This window comes from Nocardia sp. CA-151230, assembly GCF_050942175.1.
Taxonomy (GTDB): domain Bacteria; phylum Actinomycetota; class Actinomycetes; order Mycobacteriales; family Mycobacteriaceae; genus Nocardia.
In genome coordinates, this window is the sequence record NZ_CP192061.1 from 615,158 (window position 1) to 641,786 (window position 26,629).

Annotated in this window: 27 protein-coding genes and 1 tRNA gene; 20 read left to right on the forward strand and 8 right to left on the reverse strand. The window is 68.0% G+C overall.

Annotated features, from left to right (window positions below; translation table 11 throughout):
- The first annotated feature begins 139 nt into the window (after positions 1 to 139).
- The 4 genes from ACQP1O_RS02775 to ACQP1O_RS02790 all read left to right on the forward strand — a co-directional run bounded on the left by ACQP1O_RS02775 (position 140) and on the right by ACQP1O_RS02790 (position 3,299).
- On the forward strand, positions 140 to 1,081 hold the full coding sequence (locus ACQP1O_RS02775; RefSeq protein ID WP_433564351.1) for a 3-oxoacyl-ACP synthase III family protein: 942 nt from the start codon (positions 140 to 142) through the stop codon (positions 1,079 to 1,081).
- A gap of 25 nt (positions 1,082 to 1,106) precedes the next feature.
- Positions 1,107 to 1,844: an SDR family NAD(P)-dependent oxidoreductase gene (locus ACQP1O_RS02780; RefSeq protein WP_433564352.1), complete on the forward strand. Its 738-nt coding sequence runs from the start codon at positions 1,107 to 1,109 to the stop codon at positions 1,842 to 1,844.
- A gap of 110 nt (positions 1,845 to 1,954) precedes the next feature.
- Entirely contained in the window at positions 1,955 to 2,230 is a 276-nt protein-coding gene (locus ACQP1O_RS02785; RefSeq protein WP_433564353.1) for a hypothetical protein, read from the forward strand.
- A 106-nt stretch (positions 2,231 to 2,336) separates the two neighbouring features.
- Positions 2,337 to 3,299, forward strand: coding sequence for an oxidoreductase (locus ACQP1O_RS02790; protein ID WP_433564354.1), 963 nt, complete (start codon positions 2,337 to 2,339; stop codon positions 3,297 to 3,299).
- 56 nt (positions 3,300 to 3,355) lie between these two features.
- Here ACQP1O_RS02790 and ACQP1O_RS02795 read toward each other — a convergent pair whose 3' ends face one another.
- Positions 3,356 to 4,837 (reverse strand): alpha,alpha-trehalose-phosphate synthase (UDP-forming), encoded by a 1,482-nt coding sequence (locus ACQP1O_RS02795; protein ID WP_433564355.1) that lies wholly within the window; start codon positions 4,835 to 4,837, stop codon positions 3,356 to 3,358.
- 3 nt (positions 4,838 to 4,840) lie between these two features.
- Positions 4,841 to 5,008, reverse strand: coding sequence for a hypothetical protein (locus tag ACQP1O_RS02800; RefSeq protein WP_162958162.1), 168 nt, complete (start codon positions 5,006 to 5,008; stop codon positions 4,841 to 4,843).
- 239 nt (positions 5,009 to 5,247) lie between these two features.
- On the opposite strand from ACQP1O_RS02800, the gene ACQP1O_RS02805 reads away from it, so the two are divergent.
- The 5 genes from ACQP1O_RS02805 (at position 5,248) to ACQP1O_RS02825 (ending at position 9,102) form a co-directional block, all read left to right on the forward strand.
- On the forward strand, positions 5,248 to 6,081 hold the full coding sequence (locus tag ACQP1O_RS02805; protein WP_433564356.1) for an alpha/beta fold hydrolase: 834 nt from the start codon (positions 5,248 to 5,250) through the stop codon (positions 6,079 to 6,081).
- A gap of 138 nt (positions 6,082 to 6,219) precedes the next feature.
- Positions 6,220 to 6,462, forward strand: coding sequence for an MbtH family protein (locus tag ACQP1O_RS02810; RefSeq protein WP_019931522.1), 243 nt, complete (start codon positions 6,220 to 6,222; stop codon positions 6,460 to 6,462).
- Between the two features lie 165 nt (positions 6,463 to 6,627).
- Positions 6,628 to 6,699: transfer RNA gene (locus tag ACQP1O_RS02815), tRNA-Thr, on the forward strand.
- 160 nt (positions 6,700 to 6,859) lie between these two features.
- Complete coding sequence (locus ACQP1O_RS02820; protein ID WP_433564357.1) at positions 6,860 to 7,597, forward strand: response regulator transcription factor; 738 nt, start codon at positions 6,860 to 6,862, stop codon at positions 7,595 to 7,597.
- A 74-nt stretch (positions 7,598 to 7,671) separates the two neighbouring features.
- Entirely contained in the window at positions 7,672 to 9,102 is a 1,431-nt protein-coding gene (locus tag ACQP1O_RS02825; RefSeq protein ID WP_433567565.1) for a sensor histidine kinase, read from the forward strand.
- A gap of 156 nt (positions 9,103 to 9,258) precedes the next feature.
- Here the strand turns inward: ACQP1O_RS02825 and ACQP1O_RS02830 are convergent, their stop codons facing one another.
- A complete protein-coding gene (locus tag ACQP1O_RS02830) occupies positions 9,259 to 9,684 on the reverse strand; it encodes an HIT family protein (RefSeq protein WP_433564358.1) in 426 nt (141 codons plus the stop codon).
- Between the two features lie 92 nt (positions 9,685 to 9,776).
- Here ACQP1O_RS02830 and purD point away from each other — a divergent pair, with 92 nt between their 5' ends.
- Positions 9,777 to 11,060 (forward strand): phosphoribosylamine--glycine ligase, encoded by a 1,284-nt coding sequence (gene purD, locus ACQP1O_RS02835; RefSeq protein WP_433564359.1) that lies wholly within the window; start codon positions 9,777 to 9,779, stop codon positions 11,058 to 11,060.
- 192 nt (positions 11,061 to 11,252) lie between these two features.
- On the opposite strand, the gene ACQP1O_RS02840 is transcribed toward purD, so the two are convergent.
- On the reverse strand, positions 11,253 to 12,347 hold the full coding sequence (locus tag ACQP1O_RS02840; protein WP_433564360.1) for a M23 family metallopeptidase: 1,095 nt from the start codon (positions 12,345 to 12,347) through the stop codon (positions 11,253 to 11,255).
- Positions 12,348 to 12,418: 71 nt separating this feature from the next.
- On the opposite strand from ACQP1O_RS02840, the gene ACQP1O_RS02845 reads away from it, so the two are divergent.
- The 5 genes from ACQP1O_RS02845 to ACQP1O_RS02865 all read left to right on the forward strand — a co-directional run bounded on the left by ACQP1O_RS02845 (position 12,419) and on the right by ACQP1O_RS02865 (position 17,421).
- Positions 12,419 to 13,576, forward strand: coding sequence for a pyridoxal phosphate-dependent aminotransferase (locus ACQP1O_RS02845; protein ID WP_433564361.1), 1,158 nt, complete (start codon positions 12,419 to 12,421; stop codon positions 13,574 to 13,576).
- A gap of 69 nt (positions 13,577 to 13,645) precedes the next feature.
- Entirely contained in the window at positions 13,646 to 14,251 is a 606-nt protein-coding gene (locus ACQP1O_RS02850; RefSeq protein WP_433564362.1) for a TetR/AcrR family transcriptional regulator, read from the forward strand.
- A 134-nt stretch (positions 14,252 to 14,385) separates the two neighbouring features.
- Complete coding sequence (gene purB, locus ACQP1O_RS02855; protein WP_433564363.1) at positions 14,386 to 15,807, forward strand: adenylosuccinate lyase; 1,422 nt, start codon at positions 14,386 to 14,388, stop codon at positions 15,805 to 15,807.
- 87 nt (positions 15,808 to 15,894) lie between these two features.
- Positions 15,895 to 16,329 (forward strand): HIT family protein, encoded by a 435-nt coding sequence (locus ACQP1O_RS02860; protein ID WP_433564364.1) that lies wholly within the window; start codon positions 15,895 to 15,897, stop codon positions 16,327 to 16,329.
- A gap of 132 nt (positions 16,330 to 16,461) precedes the next feature.
- Positions 16,462 to 17,421 carry an alpha/beta hydrolase gene (locus ACQP1O_RS02865; RefSeq protein WP_433564365.1) on the forward strand — a complete coding sequence of 320 codons (960 nt, stop codon included), beginning with the start codon at positions 16,462 to 16,464 and terminating at the stop codon, positions 17,419 to 17,421.
- A 42-nt stretch (positions 17,422 to 17,463) separates the two neighbouring features.
- Here ACQP1O_RS02865 and ACQP1O_RS02870 read toward each other — a convergent pair whose 3' ends face one another.
- The gene (locus tag ACQP1O_RS02870; protein ID WP_083868551.1) at positions 17,464 to 17,736 is read right to left on the reverse strand and encodes a DUF397 domain-containing protein; all 273 of its coding nucleotides are present in this window, start codon (positions 17,734 to 17,736) and stop codon (positions 17,464 to 17,466) included.
- A 385-nt stretch (positions 17,737 to 18,121) separates the two neighbouring features.
- On the opposite strand from ACQP1O_RS02870, the gene ACQP1O_RS02875 reads away from it, so the two are divergent.
- Positions 18,122 to 20,278 carry a S9 family peptidase gene (locus ACQP1O_RS02875; RefSeq protein ID WP_433564366.1) on the forward strand — a complete coding sequence of 719 codons (2,157 nt, stop codon included), beginning with the start codon at positions 18,122 to 18,124 and terminating at the stop codon, positions 20,276 to 20,278.
- Positions 20,279 to 20,382: 104 nt separating this feature from the next.
- Here the strand turns inward: ACQP1O_RS02875 and ACQP1O_RS02880 are convergent, their stop codons facing one another.
- Positions 20,383 to 21,864, reverse strand: coding sequence for a glutamate decarboxylase (locus tag ACQP1O_RS02880; protein ID WP_433564367.1), 1,482 nt, complete (start codon positions 21,862 to 21,864; stop codon positions 20,383 to 20,385).
- A gap of 131 nt (positions 21,865 to 21,995) precedes the next feature.
- On the opposite strand from ACQP1O_RS02880, the gene ACQP1O_RS02885 reads away from it, so the two are divergent.
- Together ACQP1O_RS02885 and ACQP1O_RS02890 are read left to right on the forward strand one after the other, a co-directional pair.
- A complete protein-coding gene (locus ACQP1O_RS02885) occupies positions 21,996 to 22,316 on the forward strand; it encodes a hypothetical protein (RefSeq protein WP_433564368.1) in 321 nt (106 codons plus the stop codon).
- Positions 22,317 to 22,329: 13 nt separating this feature from the next.
- The gene (locus tag ACQP1O_RS02890) at positions 22,330 to 23,712 is read left to right on the forward strand and encodes a dipeptidase (RefSeq protein ID WP_433564369.1); all 1,383 of its coding nucleotides are present in this window, start codon (positions 22,330 to 22,332) and stop codon (positions 23,710 to 23,712) included.
- A 98-nt stretch (positions 23,713 to 23,810) separates the two neighbouring features.
- On the opposite strand, the gene ACQP1O_RS02895 is transcribed toward ACQP1O_RS02890, so the two are convergent.
- Complete coding sequence (locus ACQP1O_RS02895; protein ID WP_433564370.1) at positions 23,811 to 24,455, reverse strand: MBL fold metallo-hydrolase; 645 nt, start codon at positions 24,453 to 24,455, stop codon at positions 23,811 to 23,813.
- Between the two features lie 153 nt (positions 24,456 to 24,608).
- Here ACQP1O_RS02895 and purS point away from each other — a divergent pair, with 153 nt between their 5' ends.
- Both purS and purQ read left to right on the forward strand, forming a co-directional pair.
- Positions 24,609 to 24,842 carry a phosphoribosylformylglycinamidine synthase subunit PurS gene (gene purS, locus ACQP1O_RS02900; RefSeq protein ID WP_040803258.1) on the forward strand — a complete coding sequence of 78 codons (234 nt, stop codon included), beginning with the start codon at positions 24,609 to 24,611 and terminating at the stop codon, positions 24,840 to 24,842.
- Positions 24,839 to 25,516, forward strand: coding sequence for a phosphoribosylformylglycinamidine synthase subunit PurQ (gene purQ / locus ACQP1O_RS02905; RefSeq protein WP_433564371.1), 678 nt, complete (start codon positions 24,839 to 24,841; stop codon positions 25,514 to 25,516). Before purS ends, purQ begins: the two co-directional genes overlap by 4 nt.
- Before the next feature lie 17 nt (positions 25,517 to 25,533).
- Here the strand turns inward: purQ and ACQP1O_RS02910 are convergent, their stop codons facing one another.
- Positions 25,534 to 26,601 carry a substrate-binding domain-containing protein gene (locus ACQP1O_RS02910; protein ID WP_433564372.1) on the reverse strand — a complete coding sequence of 356 codons (1,068 nt, stop codon included), beginning with the start codon at positions 26,599 to 26,601 and terminating at the stop codon, positions 25,534 to 25,536.
- Positions 26,602 to 26,629: the final 28 nt, after the last annotated feature.

The window sequence follows — 26,629 nt, forward strand, 5'->3', positions numbered from 1 at the left end:
TGATAGGGGGTTCTATGGATATGCTGCGGTGTCCAGTACATCGATACCCGTCGGGGACAACGAGATCACTGGGTCTGCAGGTGCGCTGGCACAGCGGGTCCGCGGTCTGGCAGCTGGCCGAACTACCGGTGTGCCTGTGATGGCGGTCGGAATCCTGCGCACCGGCGCCTACGTGCCGCCCGCCGAGATCGGCAATGCCACCATCGCGGAGTGGGCGGGCACCACCCCGGCGTGGGTGGGCGAACGCACCGGCATCGACACCCGGCGGTACGCCAGATCGGAGACGGCCACCTCCGATCTGGCCCACCGGGCGGCCCTCGATCTGCTCGGGCCCAGGGAGACCTGGCCGCGGATCGGCAGCGTCATCGTCGCCACCTCGACCGGGGATCAGCCGCAGCCCGCGACAGCCGCTGCGCTGCAACACAAATTGGGGCTCACCGGCATACCCGCCTTCGATCTGAACTCGGTGTGCGTCGGCTACCTCTTCGCCCTGACCGTCGCCGCCGGACTGCTGGAACGCGAGGGGGAGCGGGCGGACCCGGCACTTGTCGTCGGAGCCGACATCTACTCGCGGATCATGAACCGCGCAGACCGCAAGACCGTGAGCCTGTTCGGTGACGGCGCGGGCGCGACCCTGGTCGGACCGGTGCCGCCGGGCTACGGGCTGCACGCGAGCCGCCTGGTCACCAATGGCGAACTGCGTTCTCTCGTGGAGGTTCCCGCGGGCGAGCGGCTGTTCCGGATGGACGGCCGCGCGGTCCGCGACTACGTGCTGACCATGCTGCCCAAACTCATCGCGGAGGCGCTGGCGGAATCCGGCTTCACGCTCGCCGAGGTGGACCGGATCATCCTGCACCAGGCCAACACCCGGCTGCTGGAGACCTGTATCCGGGAACTCGGCGTGGATCCCGCCCGGGTGCCGCTGACCGCTCCCCGCTACGGGAACACTGGCGCGGCCTCCATTCCCATCACCCTGCACAGCACCCATCTCGAACGCCCGCTGCAACGCGGTGAGCGCATTCTGCTGGCCGGCGTCGGCGGCGGTATGAGCGCCGGGGCGGCGGTCCTGACGTGGTATTGACCCGAACGAAATCGGAGGACTCCTGATGCGGCTCGAAGGAAAGGCCGCCGTCGTCACCGGCGGCACCCGGGGGCTCGGCTTCGCGATCGCGAAAGCGTTTCTCGCGGAAGGCGCGTCGGTCATGTGCTCGGCGCGCACGTCCGGGGACTACCAGCTCCTCAAGGAGGAATACCCGGACCGCTGTCTGTTCCATCCGGCCGATGTCGCCGATCCGGCGGCGGTCGAGCAGCTGATGGCCGCGGCCGCGGAATCGCTGTCCGGACTGGACGTGGTGGTCGCCAATGCCGGGGTGAGCCGGGACGGGCGGATCGAACAGCTCGCCCCGCACGACTGGGACGCCATGGTCGCCACCAATCTGACCGGCACCTTCCTGTGCACCCGCGCGGCCGTGCCGCATCTGCGGGAGCGCGGCGGCGTGATCATCAACATGTCCTCGTCCATGGCGAGTCGGATAGCGGTCGGCGCGGCCGGCTACAGCGCCACCAAGGCGGCCATCGAGATGTTCACCCGGACCAGCGCAATCGAACTGGGGCAGTATGGAATCCGGGTCAACGCCCTCTCGCCCGGCATTCTCGACGCCGGCATGGGCGGCCGGTTGGCCGACAACGACCGGGTCTGGGCCGCCTACCGCAAGCGGTTCGCCCTGGGCCGGGCCGGGCGGGTCGACGAGGCAGCGCAGGCTGCCGTATTCCTCGCCTCCGACGACGCCTCCTACGTCAACGGGGCGATTCTCGATGTCAACGGAGGTTTGATGTGGGCCTGACCGACCAGCGCAACAATCCGTTCAGCGAACCCGAGTAGCTGCCGGGCCTGGCCGAGCGCACGCTGAACGGGACCAAGCTGGCCCGCGGATCGGATTATGTGCTGCCGCCCATGCCCTTCGGCCTGACCGCCGCCCAGACCCGCGCTGCCGCAGCAGATCCCGGGAGTCTCCGGCTATCAGGAGCTTCCGACCTGCAACCGGTGACCGGCGGCGCCGTGCGGGTGCCGATCGGGCTGGATGCCCTCGAATACTGCCCGGACACACCGGGTCCCGGACGCGGCTGGTGCTCACCGGTGATGCTCGAGGTGCGCTGCGCGGTCATCTACCAGAAGCCGCACTCGGCCTGCAGCGCAGGCTGCCGCTGGTCCGGAACCACCGCCATCTGATCGCGCGGCTCACCTTCGCGTAGGGGCCGCGGCGCGGCTGCGGCCCACCGGCGACCGGGTTAAGGTCACAGAGTTGAGTGAAACCCGACCGGTCAGGATGCAGCACGTGGAGAACAAGAAGGCACCGTGGACTGCCGCCGACATCCCGAATCTGCAGGGGCGCACCGCCATTGTGACAGGGGCCAGTGCCGGGCTGGGGCTGGAAACCGCGCTGCGGCTCGCCGAACACGGCGCCCGGGTGGTCCTGGCCTGCCGCAATGCCGACAAGGCCGCGGCCGCGGCGGAAACCATCCGCCGGACCGCGCCGGACGCCGAATTGCCGCTCGTGGAACTGGATCTGACGTCGCTGAAATCGGTCCACCGGGCCGCGGCACGGCTGCACGACGACTTCGGGCAGATCGATCTGCTGGTGAACAATGCGGGCACGCTGTGCCGGGAGCGGACCGTCACCGAGGATGGGTTCGAAACCACCTTCGGCACAAACCATCTGGGCCCGTTCGCGTTCACCGGACTCCTGCTCGATCTACTGCACGCGGCTCCGCAGGCCCGCGTCGTCACGGTGACCAGCGGGGTCCCCGCGCAGAAGGGCACCTGGCTCGACCTCGACGACCTCACCTACGAGCGGCGCACCTACAAGGCCTACCCCGTCTACGCGCAGTCCAAGCAGGCCAACGCCAGCTTCGGATTCGAACTCCAGCGGCAGCTCAACGGCACCGGCAGCCGGCTGATCTCGGTGCTGGCCCACCCGGGCGCCGCCGAATCCGACTTCGCCCAGAACTTCGGTCCCGCAGTCGCCTTCCTGTCCCGGCCATCGCTGCGCTGGGTGTTCCGGATCGTCATGCAGAGCGTCGAGATGGGTGCGCTGCCGAGCCTGCGCGCCGCCACCGACCCCGGTGTGCGCGGCGGTGACTTCTACGGCCCGACCGGCTCGACCAAGGGCTATCCGGTGCCGGACACGGCCGGGGAGCGCACCCGCGATCCCGAGCTGGCGGCCCAGCTGTGGGCCGAATCCGAACGGCTCACCGGAGTCGCCTACCGGTTCGACCAACTCGACGGCGAGTCGGACTAGGCCCGGCACGCCGAACGCCCCCTGAAATCCTCAGGGGGCGTTCGCCTTAGACCGGGTCAGCGGCTCAGATCCGGATCCACGTCGTCGTCGGTCAGCAGGGCGCTGCCGGCGACGCGATCGGTGGCCAGGGCGTCGAGGAAGGCACGCGCCCACCGGTCGACGTCATGGGTGAGGACCTGGCGCCGCATCGAACGCATCCGACGGCGACGGGTGTCGCGGTCGTCGTCGATCGCGCCGATCAGGGCGTCCTTGACGCTGTCGAGATCGTGCGGATTGCACAGGTAGGCCTGCCGCAATTCCGCTGCCGCACCGGTGAATTCGCTCAGCACCAGCGCGCCGTTGAGGCTGCCCTGACAGGCCACGTACTCCTTGGCGACCAGGTTCATGCCGTCGCGCAGCGGTGTCACCACCATGACGTCGGCGGCCACGAAGAACGCGATCAGCTCCTCGCGCGGGATGGGCCGGTGCAGGTAGTGCACCACCGGATAACCCACCCGGGCGAACTCGCCGTTGATCCGTCCCACCTGGCGTTCGATATCGCCGCGCATCTGCTTGTAGGACTCGACCCGCTCGCGGCTCGGCGTGGCCAGCTGCACCATCACCGTGTCCGCCGGATCGATCCGGCCGTCGTGCAACAGCTCCTCCAGCGCGGCCAGCCGGATGTCGATGCCCTTGGTGTAGTCCAGGCGGTCCACACCCAGCAGGATCGTCTTCGGATTGCCCAGCTCAGCACGGATTTTCGCGGCCCGCTCCCGCACCCCGCGCCGGCGTGAATACTCGTCCAGCTCGGTGGAGGTGATGGAGATCGGGAACGCGCCCACCCGCACGGTGCGGAAACCCACCTGCACCACACCGAGTTTCGAGCGCACGCCCACATTGCCGCGCGACGTGGGCTGCCCGGCCAGCCTTCTGGCCAGATACAGGAAGTTCTGCGCGCCGCCCGGCAGATGGAAACCGATCAGGTCGGCGCCCAGCAGGCCCTCGACGATCTCGGTGCGCCACGGCATCTGCATGAACAGTTCCACCGGCGGGAACGGAATGTGCAGGAAGAAGCCGATGGTCAGATCCGGGCGCAGCATGCGCAGCATCTTCGGCACCAGCTGCAGCTGGTAGTCCTGTACCCACACCGTCGCGCCCTCGGCGGCCACCTTGGCCGTGTACTCGGCGAAACGGCGGTTCACCTGCACGTACGCCTGCCACCACTGGCGGTCGTAGACCGGCCGCACGATCACGTCGTGATACAGCGGCCACAGCGTCGCGTTGGAGAAACCCTCGTAGTAATCGGCGACCTCGTCGCCCGACAACGGCACCGGATGCAGTTCCAGACCGTCCTCGACGATCGGATCCAGATCCACATCCGGGACGCCGGCCCAGCCGACCCAGGCGCCCCTGTTGTTGCGCAGTACCGGTTCCAGCGCGGTCACCAGGCCGCCGGGGCTGCGCTTCCAGCGAGTGGTTCCATCGGGTAGTCGCTCCAGGTCGACCGGAAGCCGGTTGGCGACGACGACGAAACCGGAGCCGGAGCTATCCGGATGCACGGGTCATTCGCCTCGCGTCGGACCGATGCCCAGCATGGACAGCAGCATGCGGCACTCGTCGGCATCGGTGGCGTAGGCGGCCACCACGCGCTGGGCCTGTCGAGCGGTTTCGTCGGCGAGCGGTTCCAGATCGTCGTCCGCGATGTCGTTTGCGCCGGTCTTCGCGGCCATCTCATGTCCTCTCGGGGAAGTCTGCTCGGTGCGAGGAGTCCATCGTATCTGCCAGGAAAGTCGAGGCCACCCGCTGCGTACATTGCGAGCCCTAACCGCAATCGTCCGTATCAACGGGACCATCCGGTCGGAATTCATGCGACGCGCCGGTCGGCGGTGCCGAGCGAAACGTTTCGAAGTCGGATGGCTATACGGTGAACGAACCTAAGAATCGGACACATGGTGAAGGGGTCGCAAGCATGCCGTTGGCGACGGTGAACGGAATCTCGCTGAACTACCAGGTCAAGGGAGACGCATCCCGGGGCACGGACGTGAAGGGCTCCGCACCGCTGGTCGTCATGATCATGGGCACCGGCAGCGGCGGCCGGGTATGGGAACTGCACCAGGTTCCGGCACTGATCTCCGCCGGATACCGGGTCTGTACGTTCGACAACCGCGGCATCGCACCGTCCTTCGAATCCCCGGACGGGATCACCATCGACGACCTCGTGCGTGACACCGCCGCCCTCATCGAATTCCTCGGCGAGGGACCGGCATTGGTGGTCGGGCAGTCCATGGGCGCGCGTGTCGCGCAGGAACTCGCGCTGGCCCGGCCCGAGCTGGTCCGCAAGGCCGTCTTCATGGCGGGACACGCCCGGCTCGACCAGTTCCAGAAGACGCTCTCGTTCGGCGAACACGAACTGGACGCTTCCGGCATGCGGCTGCCCGCCAGATACGAGGCCGCCATGACCGCCATCATGAACCTCTCCCCGGCAACCATGGCCGACCCGCACGCCGCCCGCGACTGGCTCGACCTGTTCGAATTCACCGGCGGCCCGGCATCGCCCGGAGTGCGCGCCCAGCGGCGCATGGACCACGATTTCGACCGCACACAGGCCTACCCGGCCATCACCGTGCCCTGCCTGTCCATGGGCTTCGCGGACGACCGGATGATCCCGCCCTACCTTTCCCGCGAGGTCGCCGATATCATTCCGGGAGCCCGTTACCAGGAGGTTCCCGACGCCGGACACTTCGGCTACCTGGAACAACCGGAGGCCGTCAACAAGATCCTGCTCGAATTCTTCGCAGCCTGAATGAAGTGCAGGTAACCGCCCAGCGGTAACGCCTGCCTTGCTAGGGTCGAATCAACGTCGGGGGCTCGTTCCATCACTGCGGTGGCTGGACGATCCGTCTACGTTCCCGTACACAGCGCCAGTATCCAGTGAGGTGAAATGAGCACCAATCCCTTCGATGACGAAGACGGCCGGTTCTTCGTCCTGGTCAACGATGAGGAACAGCACTCCCTGTGGCCCGCCTTCGCCGAGGTTCCGGCGGGTTGGCGAGTCGTTTTCGGCGAGGACAGCCGCGCCGCGTGCGTCGAGTACGTCGAGAAGAACTGGACCGACATGCGTCCGAAGAGCCTGCGTGACGCCATGGCGGCGGACGACGCGGCTCGTCAGGCGGCTCAGTCCTGACACCCTGCGGTTAGTCCGATACTGCGCGAACGGCTTCCGAACGCGGCCGGCCGATGCCACGAGCGTCGCCCGGCCGCGCTCCGGTCTTCCACGCAGCATCGTTCCGACTGGGACGCCGGCTTTTCCGCGCAGCCGGCTACCCCGGTTATGATGGCACCGTTTTCCGCCTCCTTAGCTCAGTGGTAGAGCACCGCTCTTGTAAAGCGAAGGTCGTCAGTTCAATCCTGACAGGGGGCTCAGCAGACAAGCAGGGCGAGGACCTCCGGGTCCTCGCCCTGCTGTCGTTCCGAGGTCCGGGGCGCGGCCCCGCAGCGCCACCCGGGGTTGGTGCGCTCCTCGCAGGAAACTCCCAGGGAAGGGCCAGGTTCTTCGCGGGGGAAGCGCAGAATATGGCCTTATGACAGGTGTGTCCGTTCAGTCGCGCGAATCGGAGGCGAGGGTGCTCGTCGTTGACGACGAGCCCATGATCGTCGAGCTACTGTCGGTGAGCCTGCGGTATCAAGGCTTCGAGGTCGCGAGCGCCGCGAGCGGCACCGAGGGGCTGGACAAGGCCAAGACGTTCCGGCCGGATGCACTGATCATCGATGTGATGATGCCCGGGATGGACGGCTTCGGGCTGCTGCGGCGGCTCCGGGCCGACGGAATCGACGCACCGGTGCTGTTCCTGACCGCGCGGGACGACGTGGATGACAAGATCACCGGGCTGACGCTGGGGGCCGACGACTACGTCACCAAGCCGTTCAGCCTCGAAGAGGTGGTGGCGCGGCTGCGGGTGATTCTGCGGCGGTCCGGGCGCTCGGCGCCGGAGACCAAGACATCGCGGCTGCGATTCGCCGATATCGAACTCGATGACGACACCCACGAGGTGTGGAAGGCGGGCGAACCGGTTGCCCTGTCGCCCACCGAGTTCACGCTGCTGCGGTACTTCCTGGTCAATGCCGGCACGGTGCTGAGCAAGCCGCGGATCCTGGACCACGTGTGGCGCTACGACTTCGGCGGTGAGGTCGGCGTGGTCGAAACCTACGTGTCCTACCTGCGCAAGAAGGTCGACACCGGACCGGATCGGCTCATCCACACCCTGCGCGGGGTCGGCTACGTCATGCGGGAGCCCCGCGGTAAGACGGCCAACGCGTGAACGCTGCCCCGCCGGTCGATGGCAAAGGCACGGCTCGCAGTCTCCGGGGCAGGCTCGCCGACCGGCTCGCCGCGGTGCCGCTGCGCACCACCCTGGTACTCGCGCTGGTGTCCCTGGTCGGATTCGGGCTGCTGGTCTCGGGTATCGCGGTCACCTCCCTGATGCGCAATGTGCTGGTCGAACGCATCGACCGGCAGCTCTACGACGCCGCTCACAGCTGGGCGGCGCCCGGCGCGCAACGCCCCGAACCGCTGCCTACCGTGCGCGGACGGGAACGGCCGCCGCACCTGTACTGGGTGCAGGTGCAGGATTCGACGGGCCAGGTCACGCTGAGCCTGTCGGCGGGCGTGCAGCAGCCCGAGGTGCCCGCGGATCTGGGCAATCGGCCGGAGACCGTCGGATCGGTCGGCGCGTCCACCGAGGAGTGGCGGGTGCTGCGGACCGTCAACGAGTACGGCACCAGCACCATCGCGCTGCGCATGGACGAGACGAACTCGCTGCTGGACAAGCTGATCGTGCTGCAACTGGTGATCGGGGCGCTGGTGCTCGCGGCGTTGGCGGCGGTGGCGCGCATCGTGATCCGGCGCAGTCTGCGGCCGCTGCGGGAGGTCGAGCGCACCGCGGCCGCCATCGCGGGCGGTGACCTGCATCAGCGAGTTCCGGTGCGCGGCACCGACACCGAGGTCGACCACCTCTCACAATCGCTGAACACCATGCTGACCCAGATTCAGCAGGCCTTCGCCGCCACCGAGGCCTCCGAGGAGGCGGCGCGCCGCTCCGAGGCCAAGATGCGGCGCTTCATCGCCGACGCCAGCCACGAACTGCGCACCCCGCTCACCACCATCAAGGGCTTCTCCGAGCTGTACCGGCAGGGCGCGATCACCGATCCGGACATGCTGATGGACCGCATCGAACGCGAGTCCAAGCGGATGGGGCTGCTGGTCGAGGACCTGCTCATGCTGGCCAGGCTGGACGCGCAGCGACCGGTCGAACGGCGGCCGCTGGACCTGCTCATGATGGCCAGCGATGCCGTGCACAGTGCGCGTGCCCTGGCGGCAGCCCAGCGCCCGGAGGGGCCCGAACGCAAGATCGACCTCGAAATCCGGCCCGGGCCCGGCACTCTGGAGATGCTCGGCGACGAGACGCGGCTGCGGCAGGTGCTGGCCAACCTGATCAACAACGCGCTGGTGCACACCCCGCCCGAGGCGGAGGTGACAGTGCGGCTCACCCCGGCCGCCGACGAGGTGCTCATCGAGGTCGCCGACACCGGGCCGGGACTGGAGGCCGAACAGGCCGAGCGGGTCTTCGAACGCTTCTATCGCACCGACGCGTCCCGCAGCCGGGACAGCGGCGGTACCGGACTCGGGCTTTCCATCGTGCATGCACTGGTCGCCGCGCACAGCGGCAAGGTGTCGGTGACCAGCGCGCCGGGGGAGGGCACCACCTTCACCGTCCGGTTGCCGCGCGAACCGTCCCGCCTCTCCGGGCCTTCTGCGCCCGGCTGAGAGCCGTCGGGGTCGTGCATGCGTGCCGGCGGTGGGGAGCCGAACAAATTTTGGGCGTACCCGAGGAGTTGCCCCGATCCTCACGAGATCAGTTGCTGCGTTCCCGACGGTCCCCGTGCCGGCGACTGGCGGGCACGGGAACGTCGGGATCTCAGCTCACTCCGGGACGTTCGCGCCGTAGCCGAGGTCGCGCAGGGCCTGCTTGATCATGGCCTGCGCCTCGTCGAGGGATTCCTTGCTGGGTTCCGGGTCCGCCCCGCTGATGTCGAAGTCACCCAGGTGGAAGGCCGGGAAGACGTGCATGTGCAGGTGCGGCACCTCGAGACCGGCGATGAGCAGGCCCGCCCGCGGGGCGTCCCACGCGGCCCGCACGGCCTGGCCGATCTTCTGGGCGACCGCGGTCAGGCGAGCGAAGGTGCCCGGATCGACGTCCTGCCACTGGTCGATCTCCTTGCGCGGCACCACCAGCGTGTGCCCCTGCGTCACCGGGGCGATCGTGAGGAAGCCGACGAATTCGTCGTCCTCCCAGACGAACCGGCCCGGCAGCTGACCGTCGATGATTGCGGAGAAAACAGAAGCCATGCCCCGGACCTTACGCGGGGAAGGACACCCCCGCGCGAACGCACAACAGACCGCCACCGGTTGCGTCTGCCCAGCCCTTTAAGCTGTCTGCCGTGCGCGTACTCGTCATTGGTTCCGGAGCCCGTGAACATGCCCTCGTCCTGGCACTGCGCAAGGACCCGGCGGTGTCCGCCGTGTATGCGGCGCCCGGCAATGCCGGCATCGCCCAGCACGCCGAGGTGCGTGCGGTGGACGCCACCTCCGGGGCGGAGGTGACCGCCCTCGCCCAGGACCTCGGTGTCGATCTGGTCGTGGTCGGACCCGAGGTGCCGCTGGTGCTCGGCGTGGCCGACGCGGTGCGGGCCGCTGGCATCCCGGCGTTCGGCCCGTCCGCCGCCGCCGCGCGGATCGAGGGCTCGAAGGCCTTCGCCAAGGACGTCATGAACGCGGCCGGAGTGCGCACCGCGCACAGCGAGATCGTCGATCATCCGGGCGAATTGGATGCGGCGCTGGATCGTTTCGGGCCGACCTGGGTGGTCAAGGACGACGGCCTGGCCGCCGGCAAGGGCGTCGTCGTGACCCCGGACCGGTCGGTGGCCCGCGAGCACGGCGCCGAACTGCTCGAGCAGGGTCACCCGGTGCTGCTGGAGTCGTTCCTCGACGGCCCCGAGGTGTCGCTGTTCTGCCTGGTCGACGGCGAGACCGTGGTGCCGCTGCTGCCCGCCCAGGACCACAAGCGGGTCGGCGACGGCGACACCGGGCCGAACACCGGCGGCATGGGCGCGTACACGCCGCTGCCGTGGCTGCCGGACCAGACCCTGCAGGCCATCGTCGACGATGTGGTGAAACCCGTTGCGGCCGAGATGGTTCGCCGCGGCGTGCCGTTCAGCGGCCTGCTGTACGCCGGTCTCGCCGTCGGGCAGGCCGGGCCGGCCGTGGTCGAATTCAACTGCCGCTTCGGCGATCCCGAGACGCAGGCCGTGCTGGCTATGCTGGACAGCCCGCTGGGCGAGCTGCTGTACGCCACCGCGACCGGCACCCTGGACCAGGTGTCCGCGCCGCGCTGGAAGAACGGCGCCGCCGTCACCGTGGTGCTGGCCGCCGAGAACTACCCGGCCCGCCCGCGCAGCGGCGATGTCATCACCGGGGCCGAATCCACCGGCACCGGAACCGAATCCGAGGTGCTGCACGCCGGCACCGCGCAGCGTGAGGACGGCGCGCTGGTGTCCGCGGGCGGCCGCGTGCTCGCCATCGTCGGCCAGGGCGCGGATCTCGCCGAGGCCCGCAAGAACGCCTACGAGCGGCTGGCCGGAATCAAGCTGCCGGGCGGCCACTTCCGCACCGACATCGCCCTGGCCGCCACCGAGGGCCGCATCACCGTCCCGACCTCCGCCTGAAGGCCGACGACCCGACGTCCGAATCCGCGCCTGAATTCGAATGCCGGCGCGACAACTGATTTCGTACCGATCGGGGTAACTCGCCGGGTACGTCCGAAATTGTCTCGGCCCTGAACCACCAGCACGCGTCGCCAACGGTCAACGGCTCCCGAGCCGTGCGCTGAAGTTTCGGGGAGGCGGGGGAGCGGCGGGTCAGAGGATGATGCCGTGCTGGGCCAGCCAGGGCTGCGGGTCCACGTGCTGGCCGTTGATGACGATCTCGAAGTGCAGGTGCGGTCCGGTGGAGTCGCCGCGGTTGCCGATGCGCGCGATCTGCAGGCCCGCCGGGACGCGCTCGCCGACCGACACCGAGAAGTCGTACATGTGCCCGTAGACGGAGATGGTGCCGTCGTCGTGGCGGATGCGCACCCACAGCCCGAAGCCCTGGGCCGGGCCCGCGTCGATGACGGTGCCCGCCGCCACCGCGTAGATCGGTGAGCCGAGCGGCGCGGCGATGTCGATGCCCGCGTGGAAGGTGCCCCAGCGCGCCCCGAATCCGGAGGTGAACACGCCCTTCGCGGGCAGCGCGAACCCGCCGGCGCCGGGAATCACGAAGCCGGGCGGCAGCGAACTGTCCGGCGACGGCGTCATCCACGGCTGCGGCTGCCCGGCGACGGCCGCCGCGGCCTCCGCCTTGGCGCGTTCCAGCGTGGCCGCCGCGGCCGCCGAGACCACCGCCTGCTCGCGCAGATGCTCACCGTTGTTGATGGCGTCCAGATACCGCTTCGACGTCTCCGGGGAGGCCTGTACCTGCAGCGGATACTGCACCGGAACCCGCAGCGCCACACCGGGACCCACCTCGGCGTCGGTGGGCAGCAGGCCCAGTGTGCCGTCCGCGCTCGCGAACACCAGCACCGCGACCACGCCGCCGATCAGCACCCGGTGCCGAATGCTCCACGCGCGCAGCACCGGCCACTGTCGCCGTGCTTCGGCTCGGCCCCGCCGCACCAGCTCGACGGTCTCGGTCCACGAGCGCGGCCGCCGGGCCCACAGCTCGATGGCGCGTTCCCGCGCGATCGGCGCGTATATCCGCAGCCAGGTGATCGCCCGTCCCGCGAGCCGGACCACCGCCCGCCGGACCCGTTCCAGCGCCTCCTGACTCCGCGACGGCTCGTCCTGGAATGCCAGCTGCGACCGGACACCCGGCGTGTAGCTGTGCGTCGCGCCGTCTGTCCGCGGCGGCGCGGATTCGGGTGGGTGCGGGTCGGCCTCCGGGGTGGTCCCGGTGGTTGCTGGTCCCCCCTGCACAGCCGCCTCCTCAGGCATTCGGGTGGCAGTTCCCGGACGGGCGGGGGAGCGGGTGCTCTACCGTCTGTCGAGTGCGTATCGAATCTCGCCGGTCGGCCATCCCACCTTTTTACGTGATGGACGTCTGGAAAGCAGCAGCTGAACGGGCCCGGACACGCGGAGATGTGCTGGTGCTGGCCGCGGGGCAGCCGTCCACGCCCGCTCCGGCGCCGGTTTTGCGCGCCACCAAGGCGGCCATGGATTCCGAATTGCTGGGCTATACCGAGACATTCGGGACCCTGGCGCTGCGGGAGGCCATCGCGGAGCATCATCGCAGCACCTACGGGGTGCGCGTGGACGCGGACGATGTCGTGGTGACCACCGGTTCCTCCGGCGCGTTCACCCTCATCTTCCTGGCGGCCTTCGATCCCGGCGACACCGTGGTGGTGGCCCGGCCGGGCTATCCGGCCTACCGGAACACGCTGACCGCGCTGGGCTGCGACGTCGCCGAACTGGACTGTGGGCCGGAGACCCGGTTCCAGCCGACCGTGGCCATGCTGGAGGCGCTGCCGGAGCCGCCCGCGGGCCTGATCGTGGCGAGCCCGGCCAATCCGACCGGGACCATGATCGCGCCGGAGGAGCTGGCGGCGCTGGCCCGCTGGTGCGACGAGCACGGGACGCTGCTCATCTCCGATGAGATCTACCACGGCATCGTCTACGCCGACACCGAGCCGACCTCCTCGGCCTGGGAGACCTCTCGGGAGTCGGTGGTCATCGGCTCGGTGTCCAAATACTTCTCCATGACCGGCTGGCGGCTGGGCTGGATGCTGGTGCCGGAATCGCTGCGCCCGGCACTGCAGCGACTGGCGTCCAACATGACGGTGTGCCCCCCGGCTATTTCTCAGTTCGCGGCGGTGCACGCGTTCGGCGCGGAGGCCAAAGCCGAACTGGACGGTCATGTGCGGCGCTATGCGGCGAATCGCCAGCTGCTGCTGTCGGGTCTGCCCAAGCTCGGCATCACCGACCTCGCCCCCGCCGACGGCGCGTTCTATGCCTACGCGGATATCGCTCACCTGACCGATGATTCGATGCGCTGGTGCACCGAGGTGCTCGACGCCACCGGTGTGGCGCTGGCGCCCGGCATCGACTTCGACACTCGCAACGGCCATCACACGGTTCGCTTCTCGTTCGCCGGAGCCGGCGCCGACATCGAAGAGGCACTGGACCGATTGGAACGGTATTTGGCCTGATCTGCCAAGGAGATTGAGCGCAGTGGGCAAAATGAACACAGCGCCGGTGATGACTGGCACGATTGCACCGTGACCACTGCGACGACTCCGAAAGGCGAACGGCGTCGCCAAGCGCTGGTTTGTGCCGCCGCCGAGCTCCTGCTCGAAGGTGGCTTCGAAGCGGTCCGGCACCGCTCGGTGGCAACCCGGGCGGAGCTGCCGCTCGCGTCGACCACCTACTACTTCGAATCGCTCGAGGATCTGATCGCGCGTGCGGTCGAGTTCTCCGGCAATGCCGAACTGGAGGCCATGCGCCGCCGCGTCGGCGAGGTAACGCACCGCCGCCGCGGGGCGGAGGCCACCGTGGAATTGGTGCTGGACCTGTTGGTGGGTCCGGAGATTCAGGACCTGGACGCGCGGGGCCAGCTGATCGCCCGCTACGAGCGCTCGGTCGCGTCCGCCCGGCACCCGGAACTACGAGAGGTCCAGCTGCGACTACGCGCGCAGCTGGACGAGCTGCTGACCGACGTGCTGCGTCGCTCCGACCGTGTGGTGCGCGCCGAACAGACCCGCCGCCTGGTGGCGGTCGTCGATGGGGCGGTGGTGACCGCGCTCGGTGAACTCGACCCGCAGCCCCGGCGCATGGCGCGGGGCGCGCTCCTCGAGATCATCGACATCGTCGCCCCACCGGCATAACGCCCCGCCGGCACAACTCTGCCCAACTCCCGGGGCCTCCCAGGGCGGCCTGGGGCCGCCCCGGCCGGGGCGAACCTCCGCCGCGATGACGGCGGGGCAAACCGGCGGGAAACCCACCGGTAAACTGGGACAACGTGAGTCTTGTGCCGAACGTCCTTGCCACCCGCTACGCCAGCCCCGAGCTGGTTCATCTGTGGTCGCCCGAGAACAAGATCGTACTCGAGCGGCGGTTGTGGCTGGAGGTGTTGCGGGCCCAGGCCGAGTTGGGGGTGGATGTTCCGGCGGGGGTCGTCGACGACTACGAGCGGGTCATCGATCGGGTGGATCTGAAGTCGATCGCGGAGCGCGAGCGGGTTACCCGGCACGATGTGAAGGCCCGAATCGAGGAGTTCAACGCGCTCGCGGGGCACGAGCACGTGCACAAGGGCATGACCTCGCGGGATCTCACCGAGAATGTGGAGCAGCTGCAGATCCGGCTGTCGCTCGAGCACGTGTACGGCCACGGCGTGGCCATCGCGGCCCGGCTGGCGGAGCGGGCCGCCCAGTATCAGACGCTGGTGATGGCGGGCCGCTCGCACAATGTGGCGGCGCAGGCCACCACCCTCGGCAAGCGATTCGCTTCCGCCGCAGACGAATTGCTCATCGCGCTGACCCGGCTGCGGGAGCTGATCGACCGATACCCGTTGCGCGGCATCAAGGGTCCGATGGGCACCGCGCAGGACATGCTGGATCTGCTCGGCGGCGACGCGGTCAAGCTGGCGCAGCTGGAGCAGAAGGTGGCCGGCCACCTGGGCTTCGCGAATGTGTTCACCAGCGTGGGCCAGATCTACCCTCGCTCGCTGGACCACGATGTGCTCTCCGCGCTGGTGCAGGTGGGTGCGGGCCCGTCCTCGTTCGCGCACACCATTCGCCTGATGGCGGGCCACGAGCTGGTCACCGAGGGCTTCCAGCCCGGCCAGGTGGGTTCCTCGGCCATGCCGCACAAGATGAACACCCGCTCGTGTGAGCGCGTCAACGGCCTGCAGGTGGTGCTGCGCGGCTACGGCTCGATGGCGGCCGAGCTGGCGGGCGCCCAGTGGAACGAGGGCGACGTGTTCTGCTCGGTGGTGCGCCGGGTCGCGCTGCCGGACGCCTTCTTCGCCATCGACGGCATGATGGAGACCTTCCTGACCGTGCTGGCCGAGTTCGGCGCGTACCCGGCCGTGGTCGACCGCGAGCTCAACCGCTACCTGCCGTTCCTGGCCACCACCCGCATCCTGATGGCGGCGGTGCGCGCGGGCGTGGGCCGCGAGACCGCCCACGAGGTCATCAAGGAGCACGCGGTGGCGGTCGCGTTGGCCATGCGCGAGCAGGGCCGCGAACCCGATCTGCTGGACCGTCTGGCCACCGACGACCGCATGCCGCTGGACCGGGCCGCCCTGGATGCGGCCCTGGCGGACCGTTCCGCCTTCATCGGCGCGGCCGAGGCGCAGACCGCCGATGTGATCGCCCAGGTCCAGAAGCTGGTCGACGCGAATCCGGAGGCCGCCCGCTACACGCCGTCGCCGATCCTCTAGGGATACAACGACTCTCGAATCTCGCCCCCGGCTCCGGAATGGAGCCGGGGGCGATCGCGTTGCCGGGCGGCTCTAGGCTCTGCGGGCATGAACCCTTACACGATCTTCTCCGACATCGTTGCCGGGCGGGCACCGTCGTCCAAGGTGTACGAGGACGAGGATTGCCTGGCGTTCATGGATATTCGGCCGGTGACGCCAGGGCATGTGCTGGTGGTTCCGAAGACGCCCGCCCGGAGCCTGGCGGAGCTGGATCCGGCGTTGGGCGGCAAGCTGTTTCAGGTGGGACAGCGCATCGCGGCGGGCCTGCGGGAGTCCGAGGTGCACTGTGACGGAGTGAATTTCTTCCTGGCCGACGGGGTCACGGCGGGGCAGGAGGTCTTTCATGTGCATCTGCACGTGATTCCCCGCACCCCGGGCGACGGATTCGGGCTGCGGGCGCGGCCGACCAGTCCGGCGCGCGCGGACCTGGATTACCTGGCGGGATCGATCCGGGGCGCACTGTCCCGAATCGCGGCCGACTGATAGCCGATGCGCATTACCATATCCGAACCGTGTGGTTAGCCAACGACACGCCATAACTTCATTCCCGCGCATCACAATAGCCACTCGAGTTACGTTTGATGGTGATTGTGGTGGGCTGATGAAGGTGGGGCCATGCGTCGAAGAGTCGTTGCCGCAGCTGTTTTGGCGATCGCTGCAGGTTTGCTTTATCCGGTGGCCGCCCCACCGGCAATCGCGCACGCGGGCCAGGTCGTCCGCGTCGACCAGCTGAGCGCCACTCGCTCGGCGATCTTCATCGACTCCGCGGCCATGGGCCGCACCATCCAGGTGCAGGTGCTGCATCCGGCCGGCGGCGGCGACCGGCCCGCCTACTACCTCCTCGACGGCCTGGATCCCGGTGCGACCCAGAGCACCTGGACCAATGCCACCGACACCGAACCCTTCTTCCAGGGCAAGGACGTGAACGTGGTACTGCCCATGGGCGGTCAGGCCAGCTACTACACCGACTGGGTGTCCGACGACCCGCGCTTCGGCCGCTACCGGTGGGAAACCTTTCTGACACAAGAGCTTCCGCCCATCATCGACGAATACTTCGCTGGTAACGGGGTGAACGCCATCGGTGGTCTGTCGATGGGCGGCATCGCGGCCTTCGTGCTGGCGGTGCGGCATCCCGAGCTGTACCGGGCGGTGGCGGGCTACAGCGCCTGTCCGGACACCACGATCGCGCAGGGCGCCATGATGTTCTCGGTGGCCAATCGCGGTGGCAATCCGCTCAATATGTGGGGTGCGCCGGGTAGTCCGGCGTGGACGGAGCACAATCCGGCGGTGCTGGCCGAGGCGCTGCGCGGCAAGACCATCTTCCTGTCCACCGGCACCGGCCTGCCCGGCCCGCACGAGCTGGAGATCAAGCCGCAGCTGCCGGAGAACATCTTCTTCGGCGGTCCCATCGAATTCGGGGTGGACGCCTGTGTCACCGCGTTCGAGCAGCGGTTGCGTGCGATGAACATTCCGGCGCGGGTGGAGCACTCGCCGGTGGGCACGCACTCGTGGTCGTACTGGCAGGACACCCTGCACGAGTCGTGGCCGACCATCGGTGCGGCGATAGGGGCCTGAACAGTGTTGTGCCCGGCTCGTTTCGAGCCGGGCACGCCCGAATCAGGCTCCGGGCCGGTTGAATTCGCCGTCCTTGGCCCCGGCCACGAAGGCTTCCCATTCGCCGGGGGTGAAGATCAGTACTGGCCCGTCCGGATTGCGGGAGTCCCGTAATCCGATGTTTCCACTGGCCAGAAACGCGATCTCGACGCCGTCGGCGGTGTCGTCTCCGCGCCGCCACACCGCATCGGCCTCGATGACGCGGTTCTTCGCTTCCACTGTCGGCCTCCCCTGTGCGCACCAGCAGTACTGGTCGGTGATGTAGATCGCACTCATAATGCCAGGGTTTGTGAAGGCTTCGGATCGGATATTCCATCTTCTGTCAGTGGAAGGAGGTATGTGGTGCGCACGCCATGGTCCCCGCAACGAGCCGCCCCGGTCTCCGACAGCTGTGCGGTGGTTCCCGAGCGCTTCACAGCGGAATTGGCCCACAGCATTCTTCGGATCCACCGAAGTTGCCCGACCGACCAATGTGCTCGTCGCAAGGCCGCCGTCTTCTACCTCTACGAGCAGCATCAGCACGCCAACGGGACGCGGCAGCGACGGATGCGATGACGGCTACCGTGCGTCTCCTGCGCTCGACCGGCGCGGGAGCCGCACCCACGCCCGATACCGCCGGGTCGGGGGCCCGCGGTGCGGGATCGCTACTAACGTGGTGCCCATGGCTTTGGACAGTGGTAGCGCGATCTCAGTAGACGGCGCGGTGGTGGCGCCGATCGCCAAGCGGGCTCCGGAGGAGCGCGTGCACCACGGGGATGTCTTCATCGACGAGTACGAGTGGCTACGGGAGAAGACGGATCCCGAGGTCATCGCGTATCTGGAGGCGGAAAACGCCTACACCGACGCGCAGACCGAGAAGCTGGGCCCGCTGCGGGAAAAGATCTTCGAGGAGATCAAGTCGCGGATCCAGGAGACCGATCTGTCGCTCCCGACCCGGATGGGCAAGTTCTGGTACTACTCGCGCACCTTCGAGGGCAAACAGCACGGCGTGCACTGCCGCTGCCCGATCGCCGGTCCGGACGACTGGACCCCGCCCAAACTGGAGGCTTCGGCCACCATGCCCGGCGAGGTGGTCCTGCTGGACTCCAATGAGCTGGCCGAGGGCCACGACTATTTCGCGCTCGGCGCGTTCTCCATCAGCCACGCCGGTGACATGCTGGCCTACTCGGAGGACACCTCCGGTGACGAGCGCTATGTCCTCCGCTTCAAGAACCTGACCACCGGTGAGCTGCTGCCCGACGAGATCACCGGCGTCACCCAGGGCGCGACCTGGTCGCTCGACGGCGCGTATGTCTTCTACTCGACCTACGACGACGCGTGGCGGTCCGACACCGTGTGGCGGCACAAGCTGGGCACGCCGATGTCGGCCGATGTCCAGGTCCTCCATGAGCCGGATGCCCACTACTCGGTGGGCGTGACGGCGACCAATTCGGAGAAGTACCTGCTGCTCTACGTCGAATCCAAGATCACCACCGAGAACTGGATCCTGGAGGCCGACAACCCCGAGGGCGAATTCCGGCTCATCATGCCCCGGCGCGAGGGCGTCGAGTACTCGGTCGATCATGCGGTGGTGGGCGGGGAGGACAAACTGCTCATCCTGCACAACGATGTGGTCGACGGGGTCAAGGCCGAGAACTTCGTGCTCGCCGAGGCGCCGCTGCACGACCCGACCAACCAGACCATTCTGATTCCGCACCGCGACGATGTCCGCCTCAACGGCCTGGAGTCCTTCTCCGACAAGCTGGCGGTCAGCTACCGGCGTGACGCGATGCAGCGGGCCGCGGTCTGGCCGCTGACCGACACCGGGTACGGCGAACTGCACGAGATCGATTTCGGTCTCGAGCTGTTCGACTCCGGCTTCGGCGCCAACCCGGAGTGGGAGCAGCCGATGCTGCGGGTCGGGGTCACCTCCTACATCACCCCGATGAAGATCTTCGACTACGTGCCCGACACCGACGAGCTGCTGCTGCGCAAGGAGCAGGTGGTGCTCGGCGACTACAACCCCGGCGACTATGTGCAGCACCGGGATTGGGCGGTGGCCGCGGACGGCACCCGGGTGCCGATCTCGGTGGTCATGCGCAAGGATGCCCCGGCCGGTCCGAAACCGTTGCTGCTCTACGGCTATGGCTCCTACGAGGCGCCGATGGATCCGTACTTCTCGGTGGGGCGGTTGTCGCTGCTGGATCGCGGCATGGTCTACGCCGTCGCGCATGTCCGCGGTGGCGGCGAGATGGGCCGGCGCTGGTACGAGGAGGGCAAGAAGCTCGAGAAGAAGAACACCTTCACCGACTTCGTCGCCTGCGCACGGCATCTGGTGGATACCGGTGTCACCGCTCCGGACCGCATGCTCGCCGAGGGCGGCAGCGCGGGCGGGCTGCTGATGGGCGCGGTGGTGAACCTCGCGCCCGAGCTGTTCGCGGGCATCCTGACCAATGTGCCCTTCGTGGACCCACTGACGTCCATTCTGGACGAGTCGCTGCCGCTGACCGTCACCGAGTGGGACGAGTGGGGTAATCCCCTGGCGGACAAGGAAGTCTACGAGTACATGAAGTCCTACGCGCCCTACGAGAACGTCGAGGCGAAGGACTATCCGGCGATCCTGGCCATCACCGGGCTCAACGACACCCGCGTGCTGTACGTGGAGCCGGCCAAGTGGGTGGCCAAACTCCGCGCCACCAAGACCGGCGACGCGCAGCTGCTGCTCAAGACGGAGATGAGCGCGGGCCACGGCGGTGTCAGCGGCCGCTACGAGAAGTGGAAGGAGGCGGCCTTCGAGCTCGCCTGGCTCCTCGACACCGTGGGCCTGGCGGGTCAGTAGGTTCCGAGTTCGAAAAACGAAGCGGCGGCGGGAATCTCGCCGCCGCCTCGCGGTATTCGGTTGCCGCCGCGGTTATCCGGCGGCGGCCGAACTCTCGGCCGCGCTCACTTCTTGCCGGCCTTGGATTTGTCGTGCTTGGATTTGGCGGTCTTCTTGCCGTTCCTCGCGGCCTTGCCATCGTCCTTGGCCCGCACCGGTTTCGCCTTGGGGGTGGGGACGACCGCGCGTGCGTTGTGCGGGAAGCCGCCCGCCTCCTCGCGGGTGAGCGAGATCTGCATCGGGTGCTTGTCGAGCACCTTCAGGCTGCGGTGGAGGTCGGCGAGCAGCAGGTCGGCCATGTCGATGGTGAAGCCGTGGCGTAGCACCGCGCGCATGATGACCTCGTCCTCGCGGTCGGCGGGCAGCGGGTAGGCGGCGATGAGCCAGCCGCGGGTGCGCAGCCGATCGGACAGGTCGTAGAGGTTGTAGTCGGCGCCGTCGGCCAGCTTCCACGAGACGGCGGTGATGCCGCGGCGCGGATCGGCATCATGGATGAGCTCGAACGGCCCGGCCTCGGCAATGCCCTTGGCCAGATGCTGGCTCGCGGTGTAGATGGCGGTCTGCACATTGCGGTAGCCGGTGCGGCCCAGCCGGATGAACTCGTAGTACTGGGTGACGGCCTGCCCGCCCGGCCGGGAGAAGTTCAGGTTGAAGGTGGGCATATTGCCGCCCAGATAGTCGACATCGAAGATCAGCTCTTCGGGCAGGTCCTCCTTGGTCCGCCAGATGGCCCAGCCCGCGCCCAGCGGTGCGAGACCGGTCTTGTGGCCGGAGGCGTTGATGGACTTGACCCGCGGAAGCCGGAAATCCCAGCAGATTTCGGGTGCGCAGAAGGGCGCGAGGAAGCCGCCGCTGGCCGCGTCGACGTGGATGGGAATGTCGAGTCCGGTCGCGGCCTGCAGCGCGTCGAGCGCCTTGCTGATGCCCTCGACGTCCTCGAACAGGCCGGTGAAGGTCTGGCCGAAGGTGGGCACCACCATGATGGTGTTCTCGTCGCAGTACGCGGTGATGTCGTCGGGGTGCATGGTGTAGCGCTCGCTGCGCAGCGGGATCTGGCGGATCTCCACGTCGAAGTAGCGCGCGAACTTCTCCCAGCACACCTGGACCGGGCCGCACACGAAGTTGGGGGTGCCGGTGCCGCCGCGCTTGCGCCAGCGGAATTTGGCGGCCAGGCCGCCCAGCATGGCGGCCTCGCTGGACCCGGTGGTGGAGGTGCCCAGCGTGCTCAGCGGATCGGGGGAGTTCCACAGGTCGGCGAGCATGTGCACGCCGCGCTGTTCGAGTTCGGCGGTCTGCGGGTACTCGTCCTTGTCGACGATGTTCTTGTCGAGGCATTCGTTCATCAGCCGCCGGGCCTGGTCGTCGACCCAGGTGGTGCAGAAGGTGGCCAGGTTCATCCGCGAGACGCCGTCGAGCATCAGTTCGTCGTGGACGATCTGGTAGGCGACCTGCGGGAAGATCTCGTGCTCCGGGAAGCCGCGGTGCGGAGCCGCGCGCCTGATGCCGGGCATCGCGAAGACGTCGTCGGGTTCCGTGGTGCCGGTCATATGGCCTCCGATCGAGATTCGGCAGGGGTTTGCCGAGACGATGGTAGCCAGCCGGCCATGATCGAAACTGGTTCAGCGAGCTACCGTTTCGTAATCAAGAGAAAGTTGCTGAACGGTTACTATTCAGCACTATGGGCTATCAGCATGTCATAGCGCAGGCGATGTCCGCCACGCAGCCGCACCTCGGGGAGGGTGCGGTCTCCGATCACGTTCCCGGCCTGGCCCAGCTCGATCCCCAGCAGTTCGAATTCGCCGTGGCGACCGTGGACCGACAGCTCTTCACCGGCGGTGACATGGACGGCGATCGTGATTGCCGATCAGCCGCTGACCCACACCGTCGACCGCAATCGCGCCATCTCCTATCCGATGTCGAGTTCGGAAACCTGCGCACCCTGGAAACAATCGGTCACCTGAAGAAGGGTGAGACCGTGAAACCCGATACCGCCAAGTGATCAGGAGGATGTCATGACCACGACCGCAGGGGTGCAGGAGGATTCGAAGGTGGCCGCGCTGCGCGCCGCTGTCAAGGAACTCATGCCGCGTGCGAAAAGCGATCTCGCGCAGCTCGTCTCGTTCAAATCGGTATACGACGCCCGGCAGTTCCCGATCGAGGAGTGCGAGAAGACCGCGCAGTGGGTGGCCGATGCGTTCGAGGCGGAAGGGCTGACCGAGGTGGGGCTGCACGAAACCCCGGACGGCAGCAAGGCCGTCGTGGCCCGCAGCCGGGGCCCGCAGGGTGCGCCGACCATCATGCTCTACTGCCACTACGACGTGCAGCCGCCGCTCGACGACGCCGCCTGGAAGACGCCGGTCTGGCAGCTCACCGAAAAGGACGGCCGCTGGTACGGGCGCGGCGCGGCCGACTGCAAGGGCAATATCGTCGTGCATCTGACCGCGCTGCGGGCGCTGCGCAAGGTGTACGGCGACGACTATCCGGTCGGGCTGGTACTGGTCTCGGAGGGCTCCGAGGAGCAGGGCACCGGCGGCCTGGAGGAGTTCGTGCCCGGCAATGCCGACCTGCTGCGCGCCGACACCGTGCTCATCTACGACTGCGGCAATTTCGCGGTCGGCGTGCCCACCTTCACCCAGACCCTGCGCGGCAATGTGAATGTGGTCGTCACCGTCGAAACCCTCTCCGGTCCCATGCATTCCGGCATGTTCGGCGGTCCCGCGCCCGACGCGCTGGCCGCCATGATCCACCTGCTCGGCACCCTGCGCGACGTCGACGGCAACACCACCATCGACGGGCTGCGCAATGACCAGGTCTGGCATGGTCACGAATATCCGGTGGGCCAATTCCGTTCCGACGCGGGTGTTCTCGACGGCGTCCATCTGCTGGGCAATGGCGAGGTCGCCGACATGCTGTGGGCCCGTCCGGCGCTCACGGTGCTCGGTATGGACGTCCCGCCGGTGGTCGGCTCCTCGGCGGCCATCCAGCCCAGGACCCGGGCCCGCCTCAACCTGCGCATCCCGCCGGGCACCAAGCCGGAGGACGCGCTGAAAGCCCTGACCGCGCACCTGAAGTCGCACGCGCCGTGGCACGCGAAGGTGACGGTCGAGACCGAGGCCACCGGTTCGCCGTTCGTCGGCAGCACGGACGGACCGGCGCGGCAGGCCATGTCCGCGGCCCTGGAGGCGGCCTACGGCCGTTCCGCCACCACCGAGGGGCAGGGCGGGTCGATCCCGCTGTGCAATGTCTTCGCCGACACCTATCCGCAGGCGGAGATCATGCTCATGGGCGTGGAGGAACCGAAGTGCCTGATCCACGCGCCCAATGAGAGTGTCGATCCGACGGAGATCGAGCACATGGCCCTGGCCGAGGCGCTGTTCCTGGCCTCCTACCGCTGACCCGGGGTGAGGCGGATTCGTCACGAATCCGCCTCGGCCACAAGGGTTACACAGCTCGCGCCGCCGGGCGGTGGCCGCTCCCGCCCGGCGGTGCGGGGTCAGAATTCCGCGTGATCCCCAGGTTCGATGATCTTGAATTCAGTATTGGCGGGACTCATTTCGACCAGTCGACCGAAATAGATGCCCTGTGCTTCGGGGGTGATGATGCCGTAGTGGATGGGGAACGCGACACGCGGATTTACCGCACGCAGGTAATCCACGGCCTCACTGATGCGCATCCACGGGGCGACCGCGGGAATGGCGAGAACACCGACCGGAGTCGGCGGAACCCAGAGCGAATCACCGGGATGGACGAGTTGTGCGGGATCGTCCGGAGTACCGAGTTGGAAGACGGTGTTGTCGATAACGGGGATCTCCGGATGGATGACCGCGTGCCGGCCGCCACCGCCGGTAATGTGGACATCACCGACTTCGAGAATATTTCCGGCGTGCACCGGCTCCCACGGCTCGCCCCGCAGCAGCGCGGTCTGCGGATCGGACAGCAGCCTGGCCTGCGGATTCGCCTCGATCAGCGCCTCGATCCGGTGCGGGCAGATGTGATCGGGATGCTGATGTGTCACCGCAATGGCATCCAATCCGGTGAGGCCTTCGAATCCGTGCGAGAAAATGCCCGGATCGAACAGGATCTTGCTGCCGTTGAGCTCCACGAGAATGCAGGAATGTCCGAAATGGGCTATGTGCATGAATCAACGGTAGCCCGCGGGGCTGTGGTGTAGACCACGGCCGGCACGACCCGGCGGTATGTCCGCCGCCCCCGCCAACTACGCTGATCAGCGATACCCCCCGCCCGGCAGGCATGCATGCCGGGCGCCGCCCCACCAGCTGAGGAGCAACGCGTGGCACGTGTCGTGGTCGAGGTGATGCCGAAGGCCGAGATCCTGGATCCGCAGGGACAAGCCATTGTCGGCGCGCTGGGGCGTCTCGGGCACCCCGGCATCTCGGATGTACGGCAGGGCAAGCGATTCGAACTCGATGTCGATGACAATGTCACCGACGCCGACCTGGAGCAGATCGCCGAATCGCTGCTCGCCAATGTCGTGATCGAGGACTGGAAGGTCGTCCGGCTGTGAGCGCCCGCATCGGTGTCATCACCTTCCCGGGCACGCTCGACGACGTCGACGCCGCGCGGGCGGTGAAACTGGCCGGTTCCGAGCCCGTTTCGCTGTGGCACGCCGATGCCGACCTCAAGCAGGTCGACGCGGTCGTCGTCCCCGGCGGCTTCTCCTACGGCGACTACCTGCGCGCCGGCGCCATCGCCTCCATGGCCCCGGTCATGGGCGAGGTCATCAAGGCCGCCGAGCAGGGCATGCCGATCCTGGGCATCTGCAACGGCTTCCAGATCCTCTGCGAGGCGGGCCTGCTGCCCGGCGCGCTGACCCGCAACGAGGCCCTGCACTTCGTCTGCCGCGACCAGTGGCTGACCGTCGAGCAGACCGACACCGCCTGGACCACCCGCTACGAGCCGGGCGCCCAGATCCTCATCCCCGTCAAGAACGCCGAGGGCCGCTACCAGGCGTCCACCGCCGTGCTCGACCAGTTGGAGGGCGAGGGCCGCGTGGTGTTCCGCTACGCGGGCGGCAACCCCAACGGCTCACAGCGTGACATCGCCGGCATCACCTCGGCCAATCGCCGGGTCGTCGGCCTGATGCCGCACCCCGAGCACGCCACCGAGCCGCTCACCGGCCCCAGCGACGACGGCCTGGGCCTGTTCCTCTCGGTGCTGGACAGCCTCGTCAAGGCGTAGCTCCATGTGAGGCGGGACTAGATCCCGTCCAGGATTTCGAAGTCGACTCCGCCCGCCCTGGCCAGCCAGGTCGGGCGGACTGCTTGTACCCCCTCGAAACCGACCTCACCCCACGGAGTTTCGACGACCCGCCGGTCTGCCACCGCGGCCTGGATGCGCGGCACCTCGAGCGATCCGGCCAGCTCGGCCATGCTGTGCAGGGTGTGGATGGCCTCGTAGCTGGTATTGCTGAAATTGGTGAGCGTGGGCGCGAACCAGCCGTGCAACCGGTGATAGCGGTCCAGCCGCTCCCGATCGTGCGGTCCGTTCACGAAGAAGCCCGACGGCACGAACAGATTGTGGTTCGCGCCGCCGCCCGCGGCCAGCAGCACGTTCTCGTCCACGGCCGGGCTCACCCGCACCTGCTGGTCGGACCGTCCGGTCCGGGAGAACTGCAGGTTGAACCGGGCGACATCGGCGCCCACCAGCAGCACGATGATCCCGTCGGCCAGGTCGAGCCGTGGATCGTCGAGGAACCGGCCGAAATCCCGGGTGCCCATGGGCACGAACATCTCCAGTGGAATCGGCTCCGGATCCTGCAGTGCCGCGCGCACGGCCAGCGCGGTGCGTCGCGGCCACACGTAGTCGTTGCCGATGATCGCCCAGCGCCGGGCCTCGAGGGACCGCCGCAGCCAGTCCAGCGCGGGCACGATCTGGTGTTCGGGATCCGCCCCGATCATGAACAGCCCGTCGGGGACCGACTCCACGCCCTCGTGGTCGGTGGCGAACAGGTATGGCACCCGCCCGGCCGTCACCCGCTCCACCGCGCGGCGCACCGCCGAGGTGTGCCAGCCGGTGACCGCGTGCACCATGCCGGTGGCCAGCAGTGCCGCCACCTCTCCGGCCACCAGGTGGGGTTCGCGTCCGCCGTCAATGTGGGTGACGCGCAATTCCCTTCCCAGAATTCCGGCACCGGAGTTGATTTCTTCCAACGCGAGAGAAATAGCCGCCTCGCAGGATGGCGCGAAGATACCGCCGGGTCCCTGCTGCGGAACTATGTTGATGATCTCGATGACGTTCTCGGGATTCCCGCCGAACGGGGACATGGGCTACCCTTCCCCTCGTTCAAGCGGT

Excerpts from the sequence above, each read along its gene's own strand:
- ACQP1O_RS02775 (WP_433564351.1), top strand. The coding sequence starts at position 140 with ATGGCGGTCGGAATCCTGCGCACCGGCGCCTACGTGCCGCCCGCCGAG.
- ACQP1O_RS02780 (WP_433564352.1), top strand. The coding sequence starts at position 1,107 with ATGCGGCTCGAAGGAAAGGCCGCCGTCGTCACCGGCGGCACCCGGGGG.
- ACQP1O_RS02785 (WP_433564353.1), top strand. The coding sequence starts at position 1,955 with ATGCCCTTCGGCCTGACCGCCGCCCAGACCCGCGCTGCCGCAGCAGAT.
- ACQP1O_RS02800 (WP_162958162.1), bottom strand. The coding sequence starts at position 5,008 with ATGGCCGCGAAGACCGGCGCAAACGACATCGCGGACGACGATCTGGAA.
- ACQP1O_RS02805 (WP_433564356.1), top strand. The coding sequence starts at position 5,248 with ATGCCGTTGGCGACGGTGAACGGAATCTCGCTGAACTACCAGGTCAAG.
- ACQP1O_RS02810 (WP_019931522.1), top strand. The coding sequence starts at position 6,220 with ATGAGCACCAATCCCTTCGATGACGAAGACGGCCGGTTCTTCGTCCTG.
- ACQP1O_RS02820 (WP_433564357.1), top strand. The coding sequence starts at position 6,860 with ATGACAGGTGTGTCCGTTCAGTCGCGCGAATCGGAGGCGAGGGTGCTC.
- ACQP1O_RS02830 (WP_433564358.1), bottom strand. The coding sequence starts at position 9,684 with ATGGCTTCTGTTTTCTCCGCAATCATCGACGGTCAGCTGCCGGGCCGG.
- ACQP1O_RS02860 (WP_433564364.1), top strand. The coding sequence starts at position 15,895 with ATGAACCCTTACACGATCTTCTCCGACATCGTTGCCGGGCGGGCACCG.
- ACQP1O_RS02865 (WP_433564365.1), top strand. The coding sequence starts at position 16,462 with ATGCGTCGAAGAGTCGTTGCCGCAGCTGTTTTGGCGATCGCTGCAGGT.
- ACQP1O_RS02870 (WP_083868551.1), bottom strand. The coding sequence starts at position 17,736 with ATGAGTGCGATCTACATCACCGACCAGTACTGCTGGTGCGCACAGGGG.
- ACQP1O_RS02875 (WP_433564366.1), top strand. The coding sequence starts at position 18,122 with ATGGCTTTGGACAGTGGTAGCGCGATCTCAGTAGACGGCGCGGTGGTG.
- ACQP1O_RS02880 (WP_433564367.1), bottom strand. The coding sequence starts at position 21,864 with ATGACCGGCACCACGGAACCCGACGACGTCTTCGCGATGCCCGGCATC.
- ACQP1O_RS02885 (WP_433564368.1), top strand. The coding sequence starts at position 21,996 with ATGGGCTATCAGCATGTCATAGCGCAGGCGATGTCCGCCACGCAGCCG.
- ACQP1O_RS02890 (WP_433564369.1), top strand. The coding sequence starts at position 22,330 with ATGACCACGACCGCAGGGGTGCAGGAGGATTCGAAGGTGGCCGCGCTG.
- ACQP1O_RS02895 (WP_433564370.1), bottom strand. The coding sequence starts at position 24,455 with ATGCACATAGCCCATTTCGGACATTCCTGCATTCTCGTGGAGCTCAAC.
- ACQP1O_RS02910 (WP_433564372.1), bottom strand. The coding sequence starts at position 26,601 with ATGTCCCCGTTCGGCGGGAATCCCGAGAACGTCATCGAGATCATCAAC.